The sequence below is a fragment of the uncultured Alteromonas sp. genome (assembly GCF_963976965.1).
Lineage (GTDB): Bacteria > Pseudomonadota > Gammaproteobacteria > Enterobacterales > Alteromonadaceae > Alteromonas > Alteromonas naphthalenivorans.
Window position 1 is genome coordinate 34,299 of record NZ_CAXBMP010000005.1, and the last position, 22,215, is coordinate 56,513.

Sequence of the window (22,215 nt, forward strand, 5' to 3'; positions counted from 1 at the left end):
CCGCTGGGTTAACAGCGGATGCGTATAATAGCCACAATTAAAAGGTTGTCAACCTTTTAAACGTTTTGCCTCGCCAATCAGTTTCGGAAAGTACTCTAACGGCAAATATTGGCTCAAATCGTGTAATTTTTCGCCCAATTTTGCGTAGTTGTCAGTAGTCACATTAATATGACCCATCTTGCGTTTTTCGCGCACCGACTTTCCATACCAGTGCAAATGACTGCCATCAATACTCAAAAGTTCTCTTGAGAAACTGCTGCAGCCAATAATATTAATCATTGCGCTTGGGCCAATAGCCGATGTGTCACCCAAAGGTAAACCACAAATGGCACGAAGATGATTTTCAAATTGACTGGTTACTGCTCCCGATTGACTCCAATGACCAGAATTATGCACTCTTGGCGCAAGTTCATTAACCAGGAGTTCATCACCACACTGAAATAATTCCACCGCTAACACGCCGACATAGTCCATGCCTTCAGCCAGTTTCACGAAAATATCGTGCGCTTTGGCTTGAAGTGCTTCGTCCACGTGGGTAGCAGGGGCAACCGACACATGAAGTTGGCCTTGATAATGTAAGTTTTCAGCAAGCGGGTAAGTGCGCACATCACCCTGCTTATTTCGTACTCCAATTAATGAAAGCTCACGTTCAAAAGGCACCATCTTCTCTACCACAAGAGGCACTTTCTCTAAATTTAAGGTAGCTAAAGCCCGTTTAAGCTCAGGCAACTCTTCTTTATTGGCTAATCGCCATTGGCCGTAACCATCGTAGCCATCACGACTGGATTTTAGAATGAGCTTTTCACCAAGCGTTTCAATGCATTCATCAAGCTGTTCTAGGTGAGTCACAATGCGGTGCGCACTGTTAGCGACCTTCATGCCCTCAAGCAATGCTTTCTCTCGCACTCTATCAGCACCGACTAAAATGCTTTCAATGCTGGGCATTAACTTACCCGTTTTGGTAGCTTCTTCAAGCAGGTGCTCTGGCACGTGCTCAAATTCTACCGTGAGTGCATCAGCACCTTCTAAGGCTTGATCTAAGGAAGTATCTAAAGGGCTTTTACTTACAGGGTGCACGACAGTATCGTTGTTTACGTCGACAGCCTGCACTTCAATGCCAAGCGGACTGCCCGCCAAATACATCATTTGCGCCAATTGGCCTGCACCGTAAACGACTACTCTCATTCGTCAAGCTCCAAAGTATTGCTAGAAGCCAATACTGTTTCAGTCTGCTGCTTTCGAAAGGTAATAACCGCATCGCGCACATTCGTATCTTGCAATGCCACCACTTGCGCCGCTAGCAAACCTGCATTGGCTGCACCCGCTTCGCCGATGGCTAATGTGCCAACCGCAACGCCTTTGGGCATTTGTACAATTGATAACAGGGAATCAAGACCACTTAATGCTTTAGACTTTACTGGACAACCGAATACTGGCAAGTGCGTGTGCGCAGCAATCATTCCCGGTAAGTGTGCTGCACCACCTGCGCCAGCAATAATGGCACTAAAGCCTTCATCTGCTGCCCCTTCGGCAAATTCAACCAACAAGTTTGGCGTTCTGTGTGCTGACACCACTTTTGCGTCGAATTCAACACCAAACGACTTCAGCATTTTTGCTGCTTGTTGCATGGTGGGCCAGTCTGAGGTCGAGCCCATAACTATTGCGACTTTTGCCATCTAGAAATCCTCTGAGATAGGTAAATTGGATAACCGGAAAAGCCCGCGATTGTAGCCTAATTCGCCAACAAATCCCACATATTAGCCGTAAGTGATCTGGCAAGGCCTTCATTTTCGTAAAACCCCTATATAATTACAAATAGTTAATCCTTCCAGTGCCACTTGGTATTCTTTATGACTACCTTTTTCACTTGGCTGGTTGTGGGCCTTCATAAGGCTAAGGTAAACGGAGGTATCGATAATGTCGAAAGCACATCAAACAGACGTAATTGATGACGCGATTAAAGAAGTACAGGTTGTAGTATCAGATTTTCTCAATCGAGAAGCCGCGCCTGGCATTTTACTGATGATTGCTACTGTACTGGCACTTATCATTGCTAACTCCCCTCTTAATCACCTATACGACCAATTAATTAGCCTTCCAGTGCAAATTTCAGCGGGCACGTGGGCAATTGATAAACCCTTATTGTTATGGATTAACGACGGCTTTATGGCCGTTTTCTTCTTTCATGTTGGGTTAGAGCTAAAACGTGAAATATGTGAAGGCGAGCTATCAAACCCTAAAGACATTGTTTTACCTGCCACCGGTGCGATTGGTGGCATGCTTTTACCTGCTCTGATTTACGTAGGCATTAACTGGGATAACCCTGTGGCCATTGCCGGTTGGGCAATTCCAGCGGCAACCGATATTGCCTTTGCATTGGGTATTTTGGCGTTATTAGGAAGTCGAGTACCCACTAGCCTTAAGATTTTCTTAGTCACCTTAGCCATTATTGATGATATTGGCGCTATTGTGATAATTGCGCTTTTCTATACTAACCACATCACTATGGGGGCGCTGTTAGTGGCAGCGGCGTGCTTACTGCTGTTGTGGCAAATGAACAGACGAAATGTAGTGGATATTCCCGCCTATATGATGGTAGGTATTATATTGTGGGTAGCCATGCTCAAATCTGGGGTGCATGCTACGCTAGCAGGTGTGATATTAGCGGCTTTTATCCCTATGCGAGATAGTAGGGATGAAACCTATTCACCGGTTACGCGCTTAGAACATAGCTTGAATAGCACGGTAAGTTTCGCCATTTTACCCCTTTTTGCTTTCGCTAATGCAGGAATAAGCTTCGGTAATATTAGCCCCGAGGGTATTTTCCACCCCGTTACTTTTGGCATATTTTTAGGCCTAGTACTCGGTAAGCAGGTTGGTGTATTTGGTTTTTGTTATCTGATGATTAAACTCAAGCTAGCGACCTTGCCTGATGACCTTAACTTAAAACATATTTACGGGTGTGCACTGCTGTGTGGTGTGGGCTTTACCATGAGCTTATTTATTGGTGGTTTGGCTTTTGAAGAAACCGGTATTAATCAGATTTTTGATGAGCGAGTAGGTATTTTGGCCGGGTCAGTTGTATCAGCAATCTTGGGTTACATTGTATTGTATTTCGTAGGCAATAAACCGGTTAACAATGAAGGTAAGATAGCCTCAAACGCGAGCAAGCTCACGGGCAATACTGTCGATTAATACCTGCTTCCTAATTGGCTTGCTTAAATGTGCATTCATACCCGCGGCTAAACATGCCGCTTTATCATCTGCATAAGCATTTGCCGTTAGTGCGATAATGATTACTTTGTCTTTATTTTTAGCTTGTTGGCGAATGTGTTTCGAGGCAGTCAGCCCGTCCATAACGGGCATTTGGTAATCCATCAAAATGACATCAAACGCATGACGCTTTGCGGCTTCAATCGCTTCCATACCGTTTTTAGCCCTGAAGCGCTTAACGCCAACAGAGCCAAGCATATCCATTACAATATCGGCATTTACATCGTTGTCTTCAGCAAGCAATACCCGTAATGTACTTGGTAAAGACTGTACTTTTAAATTGGAGGAAGCTTCTTGCGCTTCGCCTTTCTCACACGGAAAACTAAAACAAAACGTGGTTCCCGTGCCTTCATTGCTATCAACTGAAATACTGCCACCAAGTAGCTCCACTAAGCCTTTTGTGATGGCTAAGCCCAATCCAGTTCCACCATAATCTCGGGTTATAGTGGCATCAGCCTGTTCAAATTGGTCGAATATACTCTCTACTTTTTGTGCAGATATGCCAATGCCCGAATCAGTAACCGAACAAGAGAGCTCGCCCTGTCTGTACTTGGCCTCAACCAAAATGATGCCTTGGTGAGTAAACTTAATTGCATTACTGACCAGGTTATTAATGATTTGACTAAGCTTACCACCATCAGTAATGACCGCTTTTGGCACACTTTCATCAATATTAACGTTAATCGAAATGCCCTTCTTACTAGCACTTCGCTCATATAGCACACTACATGCATCGATAGTTTGCGCGACGGAAATACTACGCTTATCTAGCAACATTTTACCAGATTCAATTTTTGACCAATCTAAGATGCTATCAAGGATCATTAATAGGCGGCTGGCAGAAGTCGAAATCGTTTCCGTTCTATGCCGTGCCCCGCTAGGTAAGGGTAATTCCATCATTAATTCACACGATCCAATAATGCCGTTCATTGGGGTACGTATTTCATGGCTCATATTGGCTAAGAATTGGGTTTTAGCCACGCTCGCCGCTTTTGCTTCTTCGAGCGCCTTAGCTAAATGTCGCGTTTTCTCTTCTATCTTATTTTCTAAGCTATGGTTAAACTCAGCAAGCTCTACGTTCAACGTTTGTTCTTTAACGCGGGCAAATTCAAGGGCTTTAAATGCATCAACTAGGCGCCCTTCTAAGCTGCTGAACTCGTCATTAAGTGAAGCGAGTTCCTGTATATGCAACGTACTCCCCACCAAGTTAGGCTCTCTACGCACTTCTGAGGGCGTAAAATTGGCAATATAACGTATAAGCCCGCGAATAGGAGACTCAATCATTCGTGCCACCACAGAGCCCATAAATGTACCAAATACAGACAAGACAAGTAGCAACAATAAATCAGTCAACAAATACTCACTCATTACCGACAACAAACGTCGATAATCGTAGTAATAGCTAACCTGCCAATTTGCAGTAGGCAGCTGACCTTGCAGCCTCAACCACTCCTTATTGAGCGGTCCGTCTTCAATTTTTATATCACACTCACCTTCGCACAAATACGAAGGTGCTTTGTTCAGTGGTTTTAAGCCTAGCTCTGATGATGCGTAAATAACCTCGCCCTTTGCATCTTCGAGCAAAAGCGAAAACCCATCGAGATTAAGGGCATCTACTGAAGAGAAGCTGCGTAAAGATAATGAGCCCTCCACGATACCAACAGGTACGCCATACTCATTAATAATAGGTGAAGACATGGCGACAATGGCGTCGTTTCCAAACCCTTGGCCTTGGAAAACGTTAGAAAGATACGGCCCGCCCATTTCCATTGCCTGAGAAAAATAAGGCCGATAAGCCACATTTGCAGCCCCAGCTACCTGTGCTTTATTTAGCAGCCCAGGTGGGTAGGAATGGGTTATATTCCCACTTTCATCAGCCACTAAGAAAGTGATGAATTCAGGATAGTGCGCGGCTAAAACTGAAAGTTGATTGTTGCTAGCCTCTTCTAATTTTTCAATTGCATAGGGCGTAGAAAGTGACTGCGAGGCAACCGCTATCGCTTTTTGGTGTTGCCCAATAAAATCGGATAGTTGTTGCTCTAATACCGCGACACGTTGTTGCATGTAGCGAATAATTTGTGCTTCTTGATCGTCTTGATAAAGTGCCACAGATAAATACACCACCGCCATGGAGGCGGCAAAAAAACAACCTGAGAAGAAATAACTGAACAGGAAATGCAGTGAAACTTTTTCTTTTGAACCTGTATTAGTGTGTTTAAGCCCTTTATTCGCTAGAAAGACAAAATGCCCAGAGATAAGCCCAAACACGCCACTTACCCAAGTAACAAGCACGCCAGAAAACATCATCGTTGGCTGGTCGGCTTCGTAAAGCGCGTGCTCTAATAATAAAATGGGGAGGAAAATAAGTGACCAAAAACCAGCACCAACTTTAATGACTCGGCTCAGGGATTTTTTATATCCAAATAAACTTACTACGATAGGCAGTAAAGACAGGCTTTCTTTACCCACAATACTGCCGTGAGTTAGCCATAAGGGGACGCAGATAATTAACGCAATAGGAATTGCGACTATAGGAGGGAACCGTAGTGCGGCGTATACGCCAACCCCTACCCCGAATACAGCGATACCGCTGCTATCAAATGGCGCAGGCACTGCATTTAATGCAATACCCACAACCACTACAAGTAACAGGTGTAATACCAGAGATAACGACCACCGATGTTTATCGTACAACAACGCCCCCCACTGGCATCACCATGATTAATGTTGCGCCATGTAATCTAACGTAAAGTTAGTCAGTAGTTTCACGCCTAACTTCATACCCGAATCGTCTACGTAAAATTCAGGTGTGTGGTGAGCAGGGCTATCTTGCTCGGAAACATCTAGAGGCTTACCACCTACCCAAACGTACAAACCTGGTACTTTTTCTTGGAAAAAGGAAAAGTCTTCAGCACCGGTAACCGGCTTTGAAACGATAGCATTTTCAGCCCCTGCGGTGCGTTGCATGGTTGGTACCATGGCTTGCGTAAGTGCGGGATCGTTATAGGTAATGGGGTAGTAGTAATCTAAAGGAAGCGTAAGTTCCGCTTTTGCGCCCATGCTCTCGGCGATAGCGTTCACTTTTCGCGGAAGCGATTCGTAAATATGTTCACGGGCCGCTTTATTTAGTGTGCGAATGGTGCCTACCATCTCTACTTCATTGGGAATGATGTTAGAGCGGTTTCCACCATGAATTGAGCCAATAGAAACCACTGCTGCATCGTCAATAAGCTTAAGTTCACGACTAACAATGGTTTGAATAGACATGATCATTTGCGCCGCAGTGACCACTGGGTCGACACTTTTCCACGGGTATGCGCCATGGGCTTGCTTACCATGAATAACAATTTTGAACGGGTCTACCGCAGCCATGGTGCCACCAGAATTGTAGCGCACTGTGCCTACATCAGTGTTCGAACTAATATGTAACCCGAAGATAACGTCTACATCAGGGTTTTTAAGTACCCCTTGTTTAACCATGACTTCAGCACCGCCGGTTTCACCAGCAGGGGCGCCTTCTTCAGCAGGTTGAAAGATAAACTTCACTTTACCTTTAAGTTCGCCTTTAATACTGGTCAGTATTTTTGCCGCCCCCATTAGCATGGCCATGTGCGTATCGTGCCCACATGCATGCATAACAGGCACTTCTTGGCCGTTATATTCACCCATTTGCGTAGAACGGTAGGACAAATCACCCTGTTCTTTAACCGGTAAGCCGTCCATATCTGCACGAAGTGCAACTACAGGGCCTGGTTTGCCGCTATCGAGTATTGCAACTACGCCAGTGCTGGCCACACCCGTTTCAACTTCTAGGCCTAGCGATGTTAGGTAGTTAGCTACGTATTTTGCGGTGTTAAATTCGCGATTAGAAAGCTCAGGGAATTCGTGAAAGTGGTGGCGCCATTCAATAACGTCTGTTTCTACTTCCGTAGCCAATGCATCAACATCGACTTGTGCAAAGGCAAAAGTGGCACAACTTGCCATTGCGAGCGAGATTAACTTTCGATACATAACATCTATTCCGTTGTAGAGTAAAACGCCAGAATAAACTATCTGGTAGCTAAAAAATACGAGTACCAATTGCGGTGTGACTTTTAAAACTAACCTATTTAATGGGCAGTGAACATTAGACAGAAGTATAATAAGAATTATTTCGATTAAGTGGGTAGTGAAATTCGGACACAAAAAAAGCGCCCTTAGGCGCTTTTTCTATAAAAACGGGTTAGCTCTTTTGACGCTTCATTGCGTTGAAGAACTCATCGTTAGTCTTAGTCATAGCGAGCTTATTAATAAGGAACTCTATGGCATCAATCTCTGACATCTCGTGCACAATTTTGCGTAAGATCCACATTTTCTGTAGTTCTTCTTGTGACGTTAATAGCTCTTCACGACGGGTACCTGAACGGTTGAAGTCGATAGCTGGGAATACACGCTTTTCAGCAATCTTACGATTTAAGTGTAATTCCATGTTACCGGTACCTTTAAACTCTTCATAGATAACTTCATCCATTTTAGAGCCAGTATCGATAAGCGCTGTAGCGATAATAGTTAAGCTACCACCTTCTTCAACGTTACGTGCAGCACCAAAGAAACGCTTAGGCTTATGCAGTGCATTGGCATCAACACCACCGGTAAGTACTTTACCTGATGATGGGATAACCGTGTTGTAAGCACGTGCCAAACGAGTAATTGAGTCAAGTAAGATAACCACATCTTTTTTGTGCTCAACCAGGCGCTTCGCTTTTTCGATAACCATTTCAGCTACCTGAACGTGACGGCTTGCAGGTTCATCGAACGTTGAAGCAACCACTTCACCTTGTACCAGGCGATGCATTTCTGTTACTTCTTCTGGACGTTCGTCGATAAGCAATACCATCAATTCACATTCTGGGTGATTGGCTGCGATAGACTGGGCAATATTTTGCAGTAGTAATGTTTTACCTGCCTTTGGCGGCGCAACAATAAGACCACGCTGACCTCTTCCGATTGGCGACGCTAAATCAAGTACACGAGCCGTGATATCTTCGGTTGAGCCATTACCACGCTCCATACGCAAGCGATCGTTTGCGTGTAAAGGTGTGAGGTTTTCAAATAAAATTTTGTTTCGTGAGTTCTCTGGTTTATCAAAGTTTACTTCACGAATTTTAAGTAATGCGAAATAACGCTCACTGTCTTTCGGAGGACGAATTTTTCCTGCGATAGTGTCGCCGGTTCGTAAGTTAAATCGACGAATTTGGCTTGGTGATACGTAAATATCATCAGGCCCTGCTAAATACGAAGAGTCTGCTGACCGCAAGAAACCAAAACCGTCCTGTAAAATTTCCAGAACCCCGTCACCGAAAATATCTTCGCCGCCTTTCGCATGCGATTTCAGTATCGAGAATATGATGTCTTGTTTTCTAGCGCGAGCCATATTTTCCAGGCCCATTTCTTCGGACATGGCGACTAATTCGCTAATCGGTTTGTTCTTTAATTCTGTTAAATTCATACTGGTGGGTCTTTGTGCTTGGGGTTTGCTTACAGGACTGGTAGTCACTCTGTTCTAATTTTTGATTTGATTATGCCTGAATAGAGGCTAAGCAGAATGCTGCTCGGGTGAGCGCTAAGGAAAAGTTAGCACTAAAATTAATCAACGTCCAGCGTTTTACTCGTCAATTGTTAAATAACTTGTATTCACACTGTTGTAGGCGTTGTAACTACTTATTTTCACGTGAAAATAAAAAACCGGTAGCTCGGCCACCGGTTTTTTCTGTACTACTCTATTTTACTAAAGGTTTTCGTTTAAGAACTCAGCTAACTGAGTTTTAGATAACGCACCTACTTTCGTTGCCGCCACGTTACCGTTTTTGAAAAGTAGTAATGTAGGAATACCACGAATACCATATTTAGGTGGAGTTTCGTTATTTTCATCGACATTCAACTTGCCAACTGTTAACTTGCCTTCAAACTCGTTCGCAACTTCTTCTAAGATTGGCGCGATCATTTTACAGGGGCCACACCATTCGGCCCAAAAGTCAACCAGTACAGGACCTTCAGCATTGATAACATCTGCTTCGAATTTATCGTCAGATAACTGGATAATTTTGTCGCTCATTCTTTTCTCCATTTTTGGTCGGTCGCTGATTTGTTTCAGCTCTACCATAAGTGTTATATAGAAACCGTTTTTAATGCAAGCACTGATAAGCTATAAGCTATGCCTACTCACTTAACTGATACTCATTTTTCCGACCTGCCGATTAATAGCAAGGTTGTTGACGCCTTAACGGCGGCAAATTTTAATAATTGTACACCAATACAGGCGTTATCTCTGCCTCCGTTGCTTGAAGGCTTAGATATTGCCGGACAAGCTCAAACGGGTACAGGTAAAACTATTGCCTTCTTGGTTGCTACTTTTCACTATTTGCTAAGCAAAGCAGATAATGACGAGAACAGCAAATCAAAAGGACCTCGAGCCATCATAATGGCACCGACGAGAGAGTTAGCCGTTCAGATTTTCAACGATGCCAAACTGCTCAGTGAGCATACCGGTTTATCGCTTGGATTGATTTATGGGGGCGAAGGTTACCAAAGTCAACGGGAAACCCTAGAAGAAGGGGTAGATATCATTATTGGTACGACAGGACGCATTCTGGATTATTATAAACAGAACGTGTTTACCTTGAATAATATTCAAGTTGCCGTACTTGATGAAGCCGATCGCATGTTCGATTTAGGCTTTATTAAAGATATCCGCTTTTTGTTCCGTCGCCTACCGCCTGCTACTGAACGCCTAAGCATGCTGTTTTCAGCTACACTTAGTTATCGCGTTCAAGAACTCGCTTACGAACACATGAACAACCCAACTCACGTTCAAGTTGCGCCAGAGCAAACGACGGCGACACGGGTCTCGCAAGAGCTGTTCTACCCTTCAGATGATGACAAGATGCTGCTGCTTCTTTCGCTATTTGAAGAAGAATGGCCAGATAAAGCTATTGTGTTTGCTAACACCAAATACAGTTGTGAGCGCGTGACCGACTGGCTTACCGCCGATGGCCACCGTGTGGGCTTGTTAAGCGGCGATGTACCACAGAAAAAACGCTTGGGTATTTTGGAAGACTTTACCAAAGGTAAGCTAGACATTTTAGTGGCTACGGATGTTGCCGCACGTGGCTTACATATTGATTCTGTCACCCATGTGTTTAACTATGACTTACCTGATGATGCAGAAGACTACGTTCACCGAATTGGTCGAACCGGTCGCGCTGGTCAAAGTGGAATAGCAATAAGTTTTGCGTGCGAAAAATACGCGATGAACTTGCCAGATATTGAAAAATATATTCAACATGCTATTCCTGTTACTGATTACGATGCGAGTGCTTTGCTTGATGATGTAAATGCGCCTAAACCAAGACGCAGACGCACACCAAACACGAGAAACTCGTCTCGACGCGGCAACGGTAAAGGTCGTGGCAACAGTGGTGGAAATAGAGGTAAGCCGTCTAACCGCGGAAATAGTAACTAACATTCGAGACAATATGCAGGCAGAACTTCAACACGACTCTGAAAGCTATGGCGAGTATTACGCCGCTGTAGACTTAGGCTCTAATAGCTTTCACATGGTCATTGTTCACGTAGTTAATGGTAGCGTTCAGATCATTGGTAAGGTGAAACAGAAAGTACGTTTAGCGGCAGGGTTGAATGACGACTTTGCACTAGATGAAATGAGCATGGAGCGTGGTTGGCAGTGCCTGCAAACCTTTTCCGAACGGTTACAAGATATTCCTCCCTCAAATATTAAGGTAGTGGCTACCGCTACCTTACGCCTTGCGACTAACGCCCAAGTGTTTATTGGGAAAGCCGAACAAATTCTCAAGCATAAGCTCAACGTGATAAGCGGTGAAGAAGAAGCGCGCCAGATTTATCTTGGCGTAGCCTATACCTCTGCGAATCAAGGTAATAGCTTAGTGATAGATATAGGCGGTGCCAGTACTGAAATTGTTATTGGCAACGACATGCAACCCATCCACTTAAAAAGTTTAGATATGGGCTGCGTGACCTTTATGGAACGCTATTTTGATGGCGGAAAAGTCACTGCTGAAAACTTCGAAAATGCCAAGCAAGCGGCGAAAGCATTACTTTTACCCGAAGCGGACGCCTTTCTTTGTTTTGATTGGGAAAATTGCTTAGGTGCCTCTGGTACTCCACAGGCCATCACTGAAATACTGGTGGCGCAAGGCATTAGCGATTCAATACGACTAGATTACCTTTATCACCTAGAAAAACAATGTGTTGAATGTGGTGAAATTAACCAGCTTAACATTAAAGGTTTAGAAGAAAATCGCAAGGCCATTTTTCCTTCTGGCTTAGCCATTTTAATTAGTTTATTCGAAGCCTTAGCCATTCAAAATATGAATATTTCTGGTGGCGCCCTTCGTGAAGGGCTTATTTATGGCATGTTAGATAACATGCAGGAGAATGACCGTCGCGATCAAACGCTAAACCAGACGATGGCGCGTTACCATATCGATAAAGCACAAGCGAATTCAGTTAAAAGTGTAGCAACCCAGCTGTGTTCACAGTTATGTTCACAGCAAAATATTTGTCACCTTGATACCGAAGCTATTTTAGGTGCAGCGGCACTTCTTCATGAAACCGGCTTGCATATAGAGTATAAAAAGCATCATGAGCATGGCGCTTACATTCTGTCTTTTATTGACTTGCCAGGCTTCACACGCTTGCAGCGAGCGGCTATTCGCGACCTTGTTGCCCATCATCGTTTAACCATCCCCACTGATGCTTTTAGCAATTACCATGATGACTCTCAACCTATGTTACAGGGTTTGCTTAGGCTATTACGTATTTCTGTGGTGCTGTGTTTACGAAGACAAAACAAGCATATTCCCCATGTAGACTTAGTCTGCGAGGGTGATAAATGGGAAATCTCCTTCCCTGATGGCTGGCTGAAAGCTCACCCGTTGATTAACGCTGAATTGGCCAATGAAAGCTGGTTACAGCACAAAGCAGGCTGGGAACTCGTCTGTAAATAGCCGGTGCAATAAAGAACCAAGAATAAAAAAGGGATGCGACATTAAGTCGCATCCCTTTTTTTTAGCAACTGGCCTATTGGCCTATATGCTTTTCTCTTTATTTCTCTATTCGCTTTTCTCTTTATTTCTCTATTCGCTTTTCTCTTTGCTTTTCGGTCGCTGCGCTAGTTGCCAGCGAGAAGTGCTGCCGCTTTAGGGGCGAAGTAAGTAAGAATGCCGTCTGCGCCAGCGCGTTTGAAAGCCAATAAAGATTCTAGAATTACCGCCTCTTCGTTTAGCCAACCATTCGCAAATGCCGCTTGATGCATGGCATATTCGCCGCTGACTTGATACGCAAAGGTAGGTACCTTTAACTCGTCTTTGCAACGGCGCACAATGTCTAAATAGGGCATACCTGGCTTCACCATCACCATATCAGCACCTTCTTGCACGTCTAAGGCAATTTCGTGTATGGCTTCGTCGCTGTTAGCAGGATCCATTTGATAGGTTTTCTTATCACCGCCTTTTATGTTCGCTGAAGAGCCGACAGCGTCGCGAAATGGTCCATAATAAGCAGATGCGTATTTTGCTGAATACGCCATAATGCAGGTGTTAATAAACCCCTCGCGTTCAAGTGCATCACGAATAACCCCAATACGTCCATCCATCATGTCAGAAGGTGCCACAATATCTGCGCCTGCTTCTGCATGTGACAATGCTTGTTTGACTAACACATCGATAGTCACATCATTCATCACGTAACCGGCCTCATCCACCAAGCCATCTTGCCCGTGAGACGTAAAGGGGTCTAATGCGATATCTGACATTAACATCACATCAGGAAAATGTGCTTTTAATGCACGCATAGCCGTTTGTGCAAGGCCATCTGGATTAAACGCTTCTTTGGCACACTCAGTTTTAAGTGACATAGGAGTAACAGGAAACAGGGCTAGCGTACGAATACCAAGCGCTACCCATTTTGCCGTTTCTTCTAATAATAAATCGATAGATAGACGCTCTACCCCTGGCATTGAAGGCACTTCTTCACGCTGGCCAGTGCCAGGAAGAACGAATACAGGGTAAATAAGATCGTTGGTAGTAAGATGTTGCTCGGCAACTAAATCTCGCAGTGCATCTTTGGCACGAAGGCGTCGCATACGACGAGCCGGGAATGAAGCATTCATAAATTATCCTGAAATCGGTTTAAAGAGTACTTTGTTTCGTCCTGATTCTTTCGCAGCATAAAGCTGCTCATCAGCCAACCGAAGCAACGCTGCAGCATGATCTTCATCCGTGATAACACTGGTGGCCAGCCCTGCACTTATGGTTAGTTGTATTGCTTCTCCATCGAACGTGATGGGAGATTTTTCGATACGATCGCGAATCGCTTCTACCACATGATAGGCGCCATCGCTGTCGGTATTCGGGAGAATAAGCGCAAATTCCTCCCCGCCTATTCGACATAAATCATCGGATAAACGAAGCAGCATACTTTGAATAATACCTGTTATATGGATAAGACAAGCATCTCCGCCAGCATGTCCGTACTTATCATTAATACGTTTAAAATGGTCAATATCAATGACTGCAATAGACAAAGGTGTTTGCTCGCGTCGACTCCTTCTGCCTTCTGATTTTAACTTTTTATCAAAGTGACGACGATTATTAATACCAGTAAGCGGATCGATTGCCGTTAGGCGCTCTAATTCTTGGTTAACTTCAGACAGCTCACGCAAGGTAATTTCAAGCTCTAACGTTCGCTCTTCAACTTTGTATTCTAAGTCATCTTGGTAACGCTTTTGCACTGCTAGTAAATCTTCTTTTGCCTTACTCGCCTGCTGCTCTTGTTCAAGGGCAAACGCTTGCGTGGTAATGAGTTCATCGTAACTGTGGCTATAATTAATTGCCAAAATAAGGGCTAAAATCACTGTTTCGACGGTGCCAGCGATAATAAGTAAATAACTCGTAGAAATACCTAAATTAATTATATTCACGCTATCTAGGCTAACAACAAAGCCGCTAACCAATAAAAATAGCCACGCCACAGAGAAATATCGAGCAATCGCCACGCCTTTAAAAGATAGCCAACCACCTGTGTACATTGCTACAAACACAATTATCGTCAACATAACTAAATACAGCTTTATCGCGAATGGGTAAGGCAGCAATGTACTCGTTAATATACAGATCCCAAATGCCCACGCTGCTACCTTGGAAATTTTATCGACCAAAGGGCTAAATTCAGCAATAGGCAGTAAATGCCGGGAAAACAGTACGGCAAACAAAATCGTCGCATTACCAAAAATGAGTACCGCCTTACCCTGCAACCATACCTGTTCAGGCCATAAATAGGCATACCCCAACCCCTGCAATGAAGCCAAGGTTAAGCCTAAGCTCAGTGCATAGCCGGTATAGAATAAAAACGAGCGATTTTTGGTAGTAAAAAATAAGAAAATATTGCTTATGGCCATGGCACATAAGAAGCCGAAAAACAGCCCTAACGCTAGATTTTGGCTTGCTGCGTATTCTATAAATTCTTTTTCTTCCCATACCGCGATGGGCATGCGAATAGTGCCGCTAGATTCAACGCGAACCACTACGGTTTGCGGTTTAGCACTTAAGGGCAAGGAAAATAGCGGCGTATTATTTGCGATGGGACGTACATCAAAGGCGAGGTTATCTCCCGCGTGGTAACGCACAACGGGTGAACTTGATGACGGCGGGTAAACCGCAACTTCCACACTATCTAGCAAAGCATAGTCAATCTCGAAAAGGTAACTTACTGCGAGGGAACTATCAGGCGTGACAACAAAAGAAAACCAATGTACGTCGCTGCTCATTCCTAAATTAACTGGCGACAGCGTTGGCGTCCACCGTTCTGGGGAGTTATCCGCGGTGTTATCAAGTACTGTTTCAAAAGTTAACCGCTCCTCGGGATCGCTAATAAAGGCTAACTGAGAAATTCGGCTATTTGTGGTTCGCTCGGGTACTACACTCAGTGCAACAAACGCAAAAATCGATACCGCAATAACGGTAATAATGAAGAGATAAAGATCGTAATTGCGAACCTCTTGACGATTTATGTGCATTACCATTAATCACTGATACAAAATAAACGACAAGTATTAGCATAACTGCTATCTCGCAATTTATCAGGGGCAACCTGCATTAGTTCGCTAATTTGTTCACCAATATGGGGTAATAGCGCAGGCTCGTTGTTACGTTTTCTTGGACGTAGGGTTTTGGGGAATAAGTAAGGGGCATCAGTTTCTAAAATGATACGTTCTAAGGGAATGGTTGGAATGGCGCTACGAAGGGCTTCTCCGCGCTTTTCATCGCATGCCCAGCCGGTAATGCCAATATACAGCCCCATGTCTAAATACGTAGTAAGCTGCTTGGTATCGCCTGTAAAACAATGGGCAATACCGCCGCTAAGAGACGGCAGCACCTTTTGCAGACAGGACACTTGTTGTTCAAACGCATCTCGCTCGTGAAGATACACTGGCAAGTTCAATTCTACCGCCAACGCTAATTGGGCCTCGAACACACTTATTTGAACATCTTGGGGAGAAAAGTTGCGATTAAAATCTAAGCCACACTCGCCCACTGCCACTACGCCAGGCTCTTTTGCCATGCTTCTTAATCGCGCGTAATCACTATCAACGACATCTTTAGCATTATGGGGGTGTATGCCTAAGGTATAGCTGCATATCTGCGGGAACTGCTGATGAAGTGCTGCTGCCGCATCCCACTCATTAGGGTGAGTGGTAATGATACACAGCTTGGAAACACCGGCGTCCAGAGCATTTGAAATAATCTCTTGAGGATTAAATCTGCGATCTAATAGATTAACGCCAGCGTCAAACCAGGGCATATTATTTTACACGTTTTACTTTCATGCGTTTGTTAAGCCCTTCTTTTTTCAAATAGAAAGCACCTAATAATCCACGCTCAATGAGCACGGTTTCACCCTCTTTTACTTTCAACGTGGTATCTGTAGTTTGCTGCCAAACCGAACCGTTATCAAAGGTTAAAATGAGCTTACCCCGAGCGGTTTTCTTAATCTTAGTTACCTTACCTGCGAATGTGTCGGCTAAGGTTTCGGTTTTTACTTTGTGCTCTAAACCAAACTGTTCGTCTTTAGGCGCTGGGGTTTTGGTTACCGGTGCTTCGCGGCGACGTTCAGAGGCAACAGTCGGTGTATTGCTAGGTATTGCTGCGGGTATACCCGCCTGAGTACCTGAGAGGCGGTTTACTTGCTTTTCTACGCGGTCATAACACACTAAACGTTGAAGGCTATTCTTAGTCTCGCTGCACTTAGCTAGTGCCTCGCCTACGGTTTCCGCTTGTGCTAAAAAGGCACTAAAAGGGAGCACACTTACTAGTAGTAATAATGCACGTTTGTTCATAGTAAATCCTTTGTTCTACTTAATTGTTATTCGATTTCAGTGCCAGTTTCTTCGTCGCTATTCCGGCGGCCTTTACCCGCATACAAACTGCCTACCACGACACCTATTTCAAACAGTATCCACATAGGAATAGCTAAGAGCGTTTGAGAAATAATATCTGGTGGCGTAAGTAACATGCCCACCACGAACGCACCAACTACTACATAGGGGCGTTTTGCTCGAAGTGACTTTGCATCGGTTACCCCTGTCCAGCACAGTAAGATAATGGCAATGGGAATTTCAAATGAGACCCCAAAAGCAAAGAAGAGTTTCAATACAAAATTAAGATAACTAGAGATGTCGGTACTGACCGTAACACCTTCTGGTGCCACACTATTAAAGAACGCAAATGCGATAGGAAATACCACAAAATACGCAAAGGCCATGCCCGCATAGAACAATAAAGTACTTGAGAGTAGAAGCGGCGCAACAAGCTTTTTCTCGTTACGATAAAGCCCCGGCGCAACAAAGCCCCATACTTGGTAAAGTACATAGGGAATAGCGATAAAGAATGACAACACCAGCGTAAGTTTAAACGGTGCGAAAAAAGGTGAGGCAACATCGGTAGCAATCATGCTAGCGTTTTCTGGCATAGAATCCAGCAACGGCAACGCGAGCCATTGATAGAGGTCTTGCGAAAAGTACGCCAAACACAAAAATACCACCAGCACACTTAACAGTGCTTTTAGGATGCGGCTACGAAGCTCAATTAAATGAGATATTAAATTGTTTGCGTCAGACATTTACTGTTTTTTATATGGTTCCTGAACCGACTCAGCCGCTTTTTTAAGCTCATCAACACTTTGTTCAAGCTCTGGCGAGAGATCTTTCAAGCCTTGCTGCTCAGCTTTCTTCAGGTTTTCGTGTAATTCGTGCACGCGCAACTGATGCTCAACTTCTTGCTTAAAGCCCGTTGCTGTATTTCGTACACTTCGAATAGTGTTAATGGTGGACCGCATGGCACCTGGCAAACGTTCTGGACCTAGTATCAACAAGGCCATCACACCAATTACCAATAGCTCCCAAAAGCCAATGTCAAACATCAGGATTTTTCTTTAACGTCGCTCTGCGTTTTCGTTGAAACAGTGTCAGCAGTATCATTGTCTTCTACCTGCTTCTTCTGCTCGAAATCGGCATCTTGTTCGTTTTCAGTTACTGCTTTTTTGAAGCCTTTGATTGCGCCACCTAAGTCGGTGCCAATCCCTTTCAAACGTTTTGTGCCAAAAAGTAAAACTACAATTACTAAGATAATGAGTAACTGCCAGATTCCAATACCGCCCATAAAAATAATCTCCGATACAACAGTAAGGACAGTATGCCACCCAAAGCGCTAGCTTTCACGTGAATATTTACGTGGATGAATAATCGTTGACGTTTATTATCACAACAAGCATCCTGATGGTAATTAACTGATACGGATATCATTTCACCGAGTAATCGTTAGAGGGAGTTTGGGTTGTTATGTTGTGTTTAGCAGTCTCATTGTGTTTATTGCTTACTGACCAGAGTGATAACCAGCCTATTCCTACCCATGAGGTAGTGAATAATGCACAAAACAATGTTGAACCTCACCAGCCTATGCAATGGTTTGATGTGTGGCAACGCAGCTTCACCGACTCTATGGACTTTACCGTAAGTAAGTTCGATGGCTTGTTCTCCGATGGTTCACAAGCCAAAGGAAAGGCGAAAGCAGAAGGGAGAATTCAACTTAGCTGGGAGCCTAGAACCAGAGATATCGCAGAAACCGATCTTCGTTTTCGTATTCGTGTTTCACTCCCCCACCTCGAAAATCGCGTAGACTTGCTATTAAGTGACAACGAAGATGAAACCCAAAGCGATACGATAAAAGCGGCGCGTTCTCCCTCACTGGGAAGACAAGACAATACGACCATTTCGCTGCGGTTTCGCCCCAATATAAACTCTCACTATTCATTTCGTGTTGGTGCAGGAAGACGGGATCAGCTCTATGTAAAAGCTCGTTACCGTGATGCCTATGCATTTAACTCCCATTGGGCCATGCTTTACGACACTGAAATATATCAATACACGCGGGATCAATTTGGCGCAGAGTTAGGCACCTCTATCCAGCATGTTAGTAGTAACAACAACGTCACTCGGTTAAACAACCGCTTTTATTTTCGAGACAATAGCAACGACTGGTTGTGGCGACACGAGATACAACACTTGTACCCTATCAACAACCACAATGCTTTGGTTTATAGCTTTATGGTGGAAGGCTTGAATAAACCTACCTATCAAGTAGAAGAGGTGTACACAGGTTTACGTTGGCGCAGCAATCCAATAAGAGAATGGCTTTATTTCGAGGTAGAACCATTTGTATTATGGCTTCGAAGTGAGGACTTCTCGCCGTCTTATGGTATGGCACTTCGCTTAGAAGCTTATTACGGAAAAGGCGAGTAACTCTCGTTACTCGCCCTTTTTCATTTCTTTGGCGCTTTATGTGCTTCGCTTTGCACGTTAATTTTCACCCGTTAAGGGCGTAACGCGCGCTCGCCTCTTGCTAAACCACACACGCCTGTGCGTGATGATTCAATCACTTCCGCACATTGGGCCATGGTAGCCGCAAAAGCGTCTAGTTTGTCGGTAGTGCCCGTAATTTCAATGGTGTAGTTATTCGCATGAACATCTAAGATGCGCCCACGGAAAATATCACTATTGCGCTTTACTTCAGCACGTACTGATTCAGTGCGAGTCGCCACTTTAATTAGCATCAACTCACGCTCAATATGAGTGCCTTCAGTTAAATCCACCACTTTAAGCACATCAATAAGCTTATTCACTTGCTTAGTAATCTGCTCAATGACTTTATCATCACCATGGGTAATGATGGTAAGGCGAGATAAGCTGCCATCGTCAGTAGGGGCTACACAAAGAGAGTCTACGTTGTAACCACGCTGTGAAAAAACACCTACGATACGAGATAACGCGCCAGGTGCGTTTTCCATTAATACAGAAATTATACGTTTCATTAGGTACGCTCCGTCTTACTTAAGCGCATATCATCCATAGCGCCAAACTTAATTTGCATTGGATATACGTGCTCGTTCTGATCTACCGCTATGTCCATAAACACAAGGCGGTCTTTAAGACTGAAACATTTCTCCATCGCTGCATCTAATTCATCTAATTTATCTACTTTGATACCTACATGGCCATAAGACTCTGCAAGCTTCACAAAATCTGGCATTGAGTCCATATAGGAATGCGAGTGACGACCTTTGTAAATCATATCTTGCCACTGACGAACCATGCCTAATGCGCGGTTGTTCAAGGTAATGATTTTAATCGGCAAGTTGTACTGCAAACAGGTAGATAGTTCCTGAATATTCATTTGAATACTACCGTCACCCGTTACCACTACCGAGGTAGACTCAGGGTGTGCAAACTGTACGCCCATCGCTGCAGGTAAACCAAAGCCCATGGTGCCTAAGCCACCTGAGTTAATCCACTGGCGAGGTTTATCAAATGGATAATATAAGGCAGCGAACATTTGATGTTGACCAACATCAGAACTTACATAAGCTTCACCATTGGTGTGCTTGTAAATGGACTGGATAACTTGCTGTGGCTTAATTACCGTATCGCCTTGCTCGTAGTTCAAACATTCACGAGAGCGCCACTGGGTAATTTGTTGCCACCAATCCGCTAACTTCTCTTTTTGACCAGACAAGTCTTTATTAACAAGCTGTTCTAAAATTTGGTCGAGTACTTTATCGACTGAGCCAACTACCGGAATATGCGCGTTAATGGTTTTAGAGATAGACGCCGGGTCGATATCCACATGAATAATATCGGCATGCGGACAGAATTTCGCTACGTTGTTAGTAACGCGATCATCGAAACGTGCACCCAAGGCAATAATGCAATCAGCATTATGCATGGTTTTGTTTGCTTCAAGTGTGCCGTGCATACCTAGCATACCCACGAACTGCTCGTGTGTGCCTGGCATGGCACCTAGCCCCATTAACGTACAGGTAACTGGTGCATTTAACTTTTCAGCTAATTCGATAACTCGTGACGACGCTTCAGATGTAACCGCGCCACCACCAACATAAAGTACTGGACGTTCGGCTTTTACCAAAGAAGCGACGGCTTTCTTAATTTGCTTTGTATGCCCACGCTCGGTTGGGTTATACGAACGCATTGTCACATCGGTTGGGAACACGTAAGGGTGATCTTCAGCAACATTAACAATGTCTTTTGGTAAATCGACTACCACTGGGCCAGGGCGACCCGTATTTGCAATGTAATACGCTTTCGCAATGGCTTCTGGAATATCTACCGCGCGCTTTACTAGAAAGCTGTGTTTTACGATTGGACGAGAACACCCTACCATATCAGTTTCTTGGAAGGCATCTTCACCAATATGCATTGAAGGTACTTGCCCAGACAATACAACCATTGGAATTGAATCCATATAAGCGGTAGCAATACCGGTGATGGTATTGGTTGCGCCAGGGCCTGAAGTGACGAGGACTGTGCCGGTTTTGCCAGTTGAACGTGCATAACCATCCGCCATATGAGCGGCTGCCTGTTCATGACGCACGAGGACATGTTCGACATCTTCTTGCGCATATAAAGCGTCATAAATGTCTAGTACGGCACCACCTGGGTAGCCGAACACATGTGTTACTCCTACATCTTTTAGCGCTTCTACCACCATGGCAGCGCCCGACATCATTTTCACAGTTCTCTCTCCTGTATCGGTTTGGTGTATTGTCAGCGAATGTTGACGATGAGCGGACTATAACGAAGGAAGTAGGAAGATAAAACACCAAACCGCACAAAAGTGAGATATATATCCCAATATTCAAGATAATTAGGATGAATCTTTTGATGCGATGAAATTAATAGCTAATATTAGGATGAGCTTCACAATAATTTAACAATTAATCGTCATCTATATTTATTTCAAGGTCATTATCGTCATCTATTTCGACAGTATCGTCTGTATCTTCGGTTACTACTCGCTTTGAACCATAAATACTGGCCGCTTTGGGCCGGTTGATTCGGGTTTGATATTTGACCCAAGCTTTTGCCTGAGGTGTTTGTGGCTCACATTGCCCTAACGCAGCATTAAGATAGTTAATTTCAACATCAGAACTAGGTTCAATCTTGCCATCTACTAAGGCTGCAAACAAACTACCATGGGCTTGCAATAACTTGCTTTCAGAAATTGAAAAGTCACCGGAGCGAGCGAAGCCATATGGGTAGTGCTTTTTATCTGCAAACGGACGGTTAATCAGTTTCTCTCTGGATAACGTTGTCATATGACCCCTTATCTCAGCCTTTATAGCTATTATCATACTCCCCATCGTGCGCCGATGAGGACCCATTAGCCGCGCATCTGTGTCGCTTGGCTCATTACACTGATAATTAGATAGTTGGGATTAAGAATGCTGTCAAACTGAAAAACGAGATAAGAGAAAACTTAATAAAACTGTAAAATGCTTAGATAGAACATGCGC

At 44.1% G+C, this 22,215-nt stretch carries 20 protein-coding genes; 4 read left to right on the top strand and 16 right to left on the bottom strand.

Features of this window, described 5'->3' with window-relative positions:
• Positions 1–48: 48 nt before the first annotated feature.
• Together AAC006_RS05615 and purE are read right to left on the bottom strand one after the other, a co-directional pair.
• Positions 49–1,185 carry a 5-(carboxyamino)imidazole ribonucleotide synthase gene (locus AAC006_RS05615; RefSeq protein WP_126872907.1) on the bottom strand — a complete coding sequence of 379 codons (1,137 nt, stop codon included), beginning with the start codon at positions 1,183–1,185 and terminating at the stop codon, positions 49–51.
• Positions 1,182–1,676 carry a 5-(carboxyamino)imidazole ribonucleotide mutase gene (gene purE / locus AAC006_RS05620; protein WP_126872908.1) on the bottom strand — a complete coding sequence of 165 codons (495 nt, stop codon included), beginning with the start codon at positions 1,674–1,676 and terminating at the stop codon, positions 1,182–1,184. Before purE ends, AAC006_RS05615 begins: the two co-directional genes overlap by 4 nt.
• Before the next feature lie 241 nt (positions 1,677–1,917).
• Here purE and nhaA point away from each other — a divergent pair, with 241 nt between their 5' ends.
• On the top strand, positions 1,918–3,195 hold the full coding sequence (gene nhaA / locus AAC006_RS05625) for a Na+/H+ antiporter NhaA (RefSeq protein ID WP_013785602.1): 1,278 nt from the start codon (positions 1,918–1,920) through the stop codon (positions 3,193–3,195).
• Here nhaA and AAC006_RS05630 read toward each other — a convergent pair.
• The 4 genes from AAC006_RS05630 to trxA all read right to left on the bottom strand — a co-directional run bounded on the left by AAC006_RS05630 (position 3,157) and on the right by trxA (position 9,367).
• Entirely contained in the window at positions 3,157–5,967 is a 2,811-nt protein-coding gene (locus AAC006_RS05630) for an ATP-binding protein (RefSeq protein ID WP_126872909.1), read from the bottom strand. The two genes, nhaA and AAC006_RS05630, sit on opposite strands and share 39 nt — an antisense overlap.
• 27 nt (positions 5,968–5,994) lie before the next feature.
• Positions 5,995–7,284: an amidohydrolase gene (locus AAC006_RS05635; protein WP_126872910.1), complete on the bottom strand. Its 1,290-nt coding sequence runs from the start codon at positions 7,282–7,284 to the stop codon at positions 5,995–5,997.
• 211 nt (positions 7,285–7,495) lie between these two features.
• Positions 7,496–8,761 carry a transcription termination factor Rho gene (rho, locus tag AAC006_RS05640; RefSeq protein ID WP_013785605.1) on the bottom strand — a complete coding sequence of 422 codons (1,266 nt, stop codon included), beginning with the start codon at positions 8,759–8,761 and terminating at the stop codon, positions 7,496–7,498.
• A 279-nt stretch (positions 8,762–9,040) separates the two neighbouring features.
• Positions 9,041–9,367: a thioredoxin TrxA gene (gene trxA / locus AAC006_RS05645; RefSeq protein ID WP_013785606.1), complete on the bottom strand. Its 327-nt coding sequence runs from the start codon at positions 9,365–9,367 to the stop codon at positions 9,041–9,043.
• A 99-nt stretch (positions 9,368–9,466) separates the two neighbouring features.
• Between trxA and rhlB the strand changes: the two genes are divergently transcribed.
• Both rhlB and AAC006_RS05655 read left to right on the top strand, forming a co-directional pair.
• Complete coding sequence (gene rhlB / locus AAC006_RS05650) at positions 9,467–10,774, top strand: ATP-dependent RNA helicase RhlB (RefSeq protein WP_126872911.1); 1,308 nt, start codon at positions 9,467–9,469, stop codon at positions 10,772–10,774.
• Positions 10,775–10,787: 13 nt separating this feature from the next.
• Positions 10,788–12,299 (top strand): guanosine-5'-triphosphate,3'-diphosphate pyrophosphatase, encoded by a 1,512-nt coding sequence (locus tag AAC006_RS05655; RefSeq protein WP_339890941.1) that lies wholly within the window; start codon positions 10,788–10,790, stop codon positions 12,297–12,299.
• A gap of 164 nt (positions 12,300–12,463) precedes the next feature.
• Here the strand turns inward: AAC006_RS05655 and hemB are convergent, their stop codons facing one another.
• The 7 genes from hemB to tatA are packed head-to-tail and all read right to left on the bottom strand — an operon-like array spanning position 12,464 to position 18,008.
• Entirely contained in the window at positions 12,464–13,462 is a 999-nt protein-coding gene (hemB, locus tag AAC006_RS05660; protein ID WP_126872912.1) for a porphobilinogen synthase, read from the bottom strand.
• A gap of 3 nt (positions 13,463–13,465) precedes the next feature.
• Positions 13,466–15,367 (bottom strand): diguanylate cyclase, encoded by a 1,902-nt coding sequence (locus AAC006_RS05665; protein WP_185864171.1) that lies wholly within the window; start codon positions 15,365–15,367, stop codon positions 13,466–13,468.
• Positions 15,368–15,372: 5 nt separating this feature from the next.
• Positions 15,373–16,152 (bottom strand): TatD family hydrolase, encoded by a 780-nt coding sequence (locus tag AAC006_RS05670; RefSeq protein ID WP_126872914.1) that lies wholly within the window; start codon positions 16,150–16,152, stop codon positions 15,373–15,375.
• A 1-nt stretch (position 16,153) separates the two neighbouring features.
• A complete protein-coding gene (locus tag AAC006_RS05675; protein ID WP_126872915.1) occupies positions 16,154–16,687 on the bottom strand; it encodes a hypothetical protein in 534 nt (177 codons plus the stop codon).
• Between the two features lie 26 nt (positions 16,688–16,713).
• The gene (gene tatC, locus AAC006_RS05680) at positions 16,714–17,469 is read right to left on the bottom strand and encodes a twin-arginine translocase subunit TatC (RefSeq protein WP_013785613.1); all 756 of its coding nucleotides are present in this window, start codon (positions 17,467–17,469) and stop codon (positions 16,714–16,716) included.
• The gene (gene tatB, locus AAC006_RS05685) at positions 17,470–17,769 is read right to left on the bottom strand and encodes a Sec-independent protein translocase protein TatB (RefSeq protein WP_013785614.1); all 300 of its coding nucleotides are present in this window, start codon (positions 17,767–17,769) and stop codon (positions 17,470–17,472) included. It lies immediately after the preceding gene.
• Complete coding sequence (tatA, locus tag AAC006_RS05690) at positions 17,769–18,008, bottom strand: Sec-independent protein translocase subunit TatA (protein ID WP_013785615.1); 240 nt, start codon at positions 18,006–18,008, stop codon at positions 17,769–17,771. Before tatA ends, tatB begins: the two co-directional genes overlap by 1 nt.
• Positions 18,009–18,187: 179 nt before the next feature.
• On the opposite strand from tatA, the gene AAC006_RS05695 reads away from it, so the two are divergent.
• Complete coding sequence (locus tag AAC006_RS05695; RefSeq protein ID WP_126872916.1) at positions 18,188–19,147, top strand: hypothetical protein; 960 nt, start codon at positions 18,188–18,190, stop codon at positions 19,145–19,147.
• A 71-nt stretch (positions 19,148–19,218) separates the two neighbouring features.
• Here AAC006_RS05695 and ilvN read toward each other — a convergent pair whose 3' ends face one another.
• The 3 genes from ilvN to AAC006_RS05710 form a co-directional block, all read right to left on the bottom strand.
• On the bottom strand, positions 19,219–19,716 hold the full coding sequence (gene ilvN / locus AAC006_RS05700) for an acetolactate synthase small subunit (protein WP_013785617.1): 498 nt from the start codon (positions 19,714–19,716) through the stop codon (positions 19,219–19,221).
• The gene (locus AAC006_RS05705; RefSeq protein ID WP_013785618.1) at positions 19,716–21,434 is read right to left on the bottom strand and encodes an acetolactate synthase 3 large subunit; all 1,719 of its coding nucleotides are present in this window, start codon (positions 21,432–21,434) and stop codon (positions 19,716–19,718) included. Before AAC006_RS05705 ends, ilvN begins: the two co-directional genes overlap by 1 nt.
• A 202-nt stretch (positions 21,435–21,636) precedes the next feature.
• Positions 21,637–22,017, bottom strand: a complete 381-nt coding sequence (locus tag AAC006_RS05710) for a DUF413 domain-containing protein (protein ID WP_129736096.1) — start codon at positions 22,015–22,017, stop codon at positions 21,637–21,639.
• Positions 22,018–22,215 lie beyond the last annotated feature (198 nt).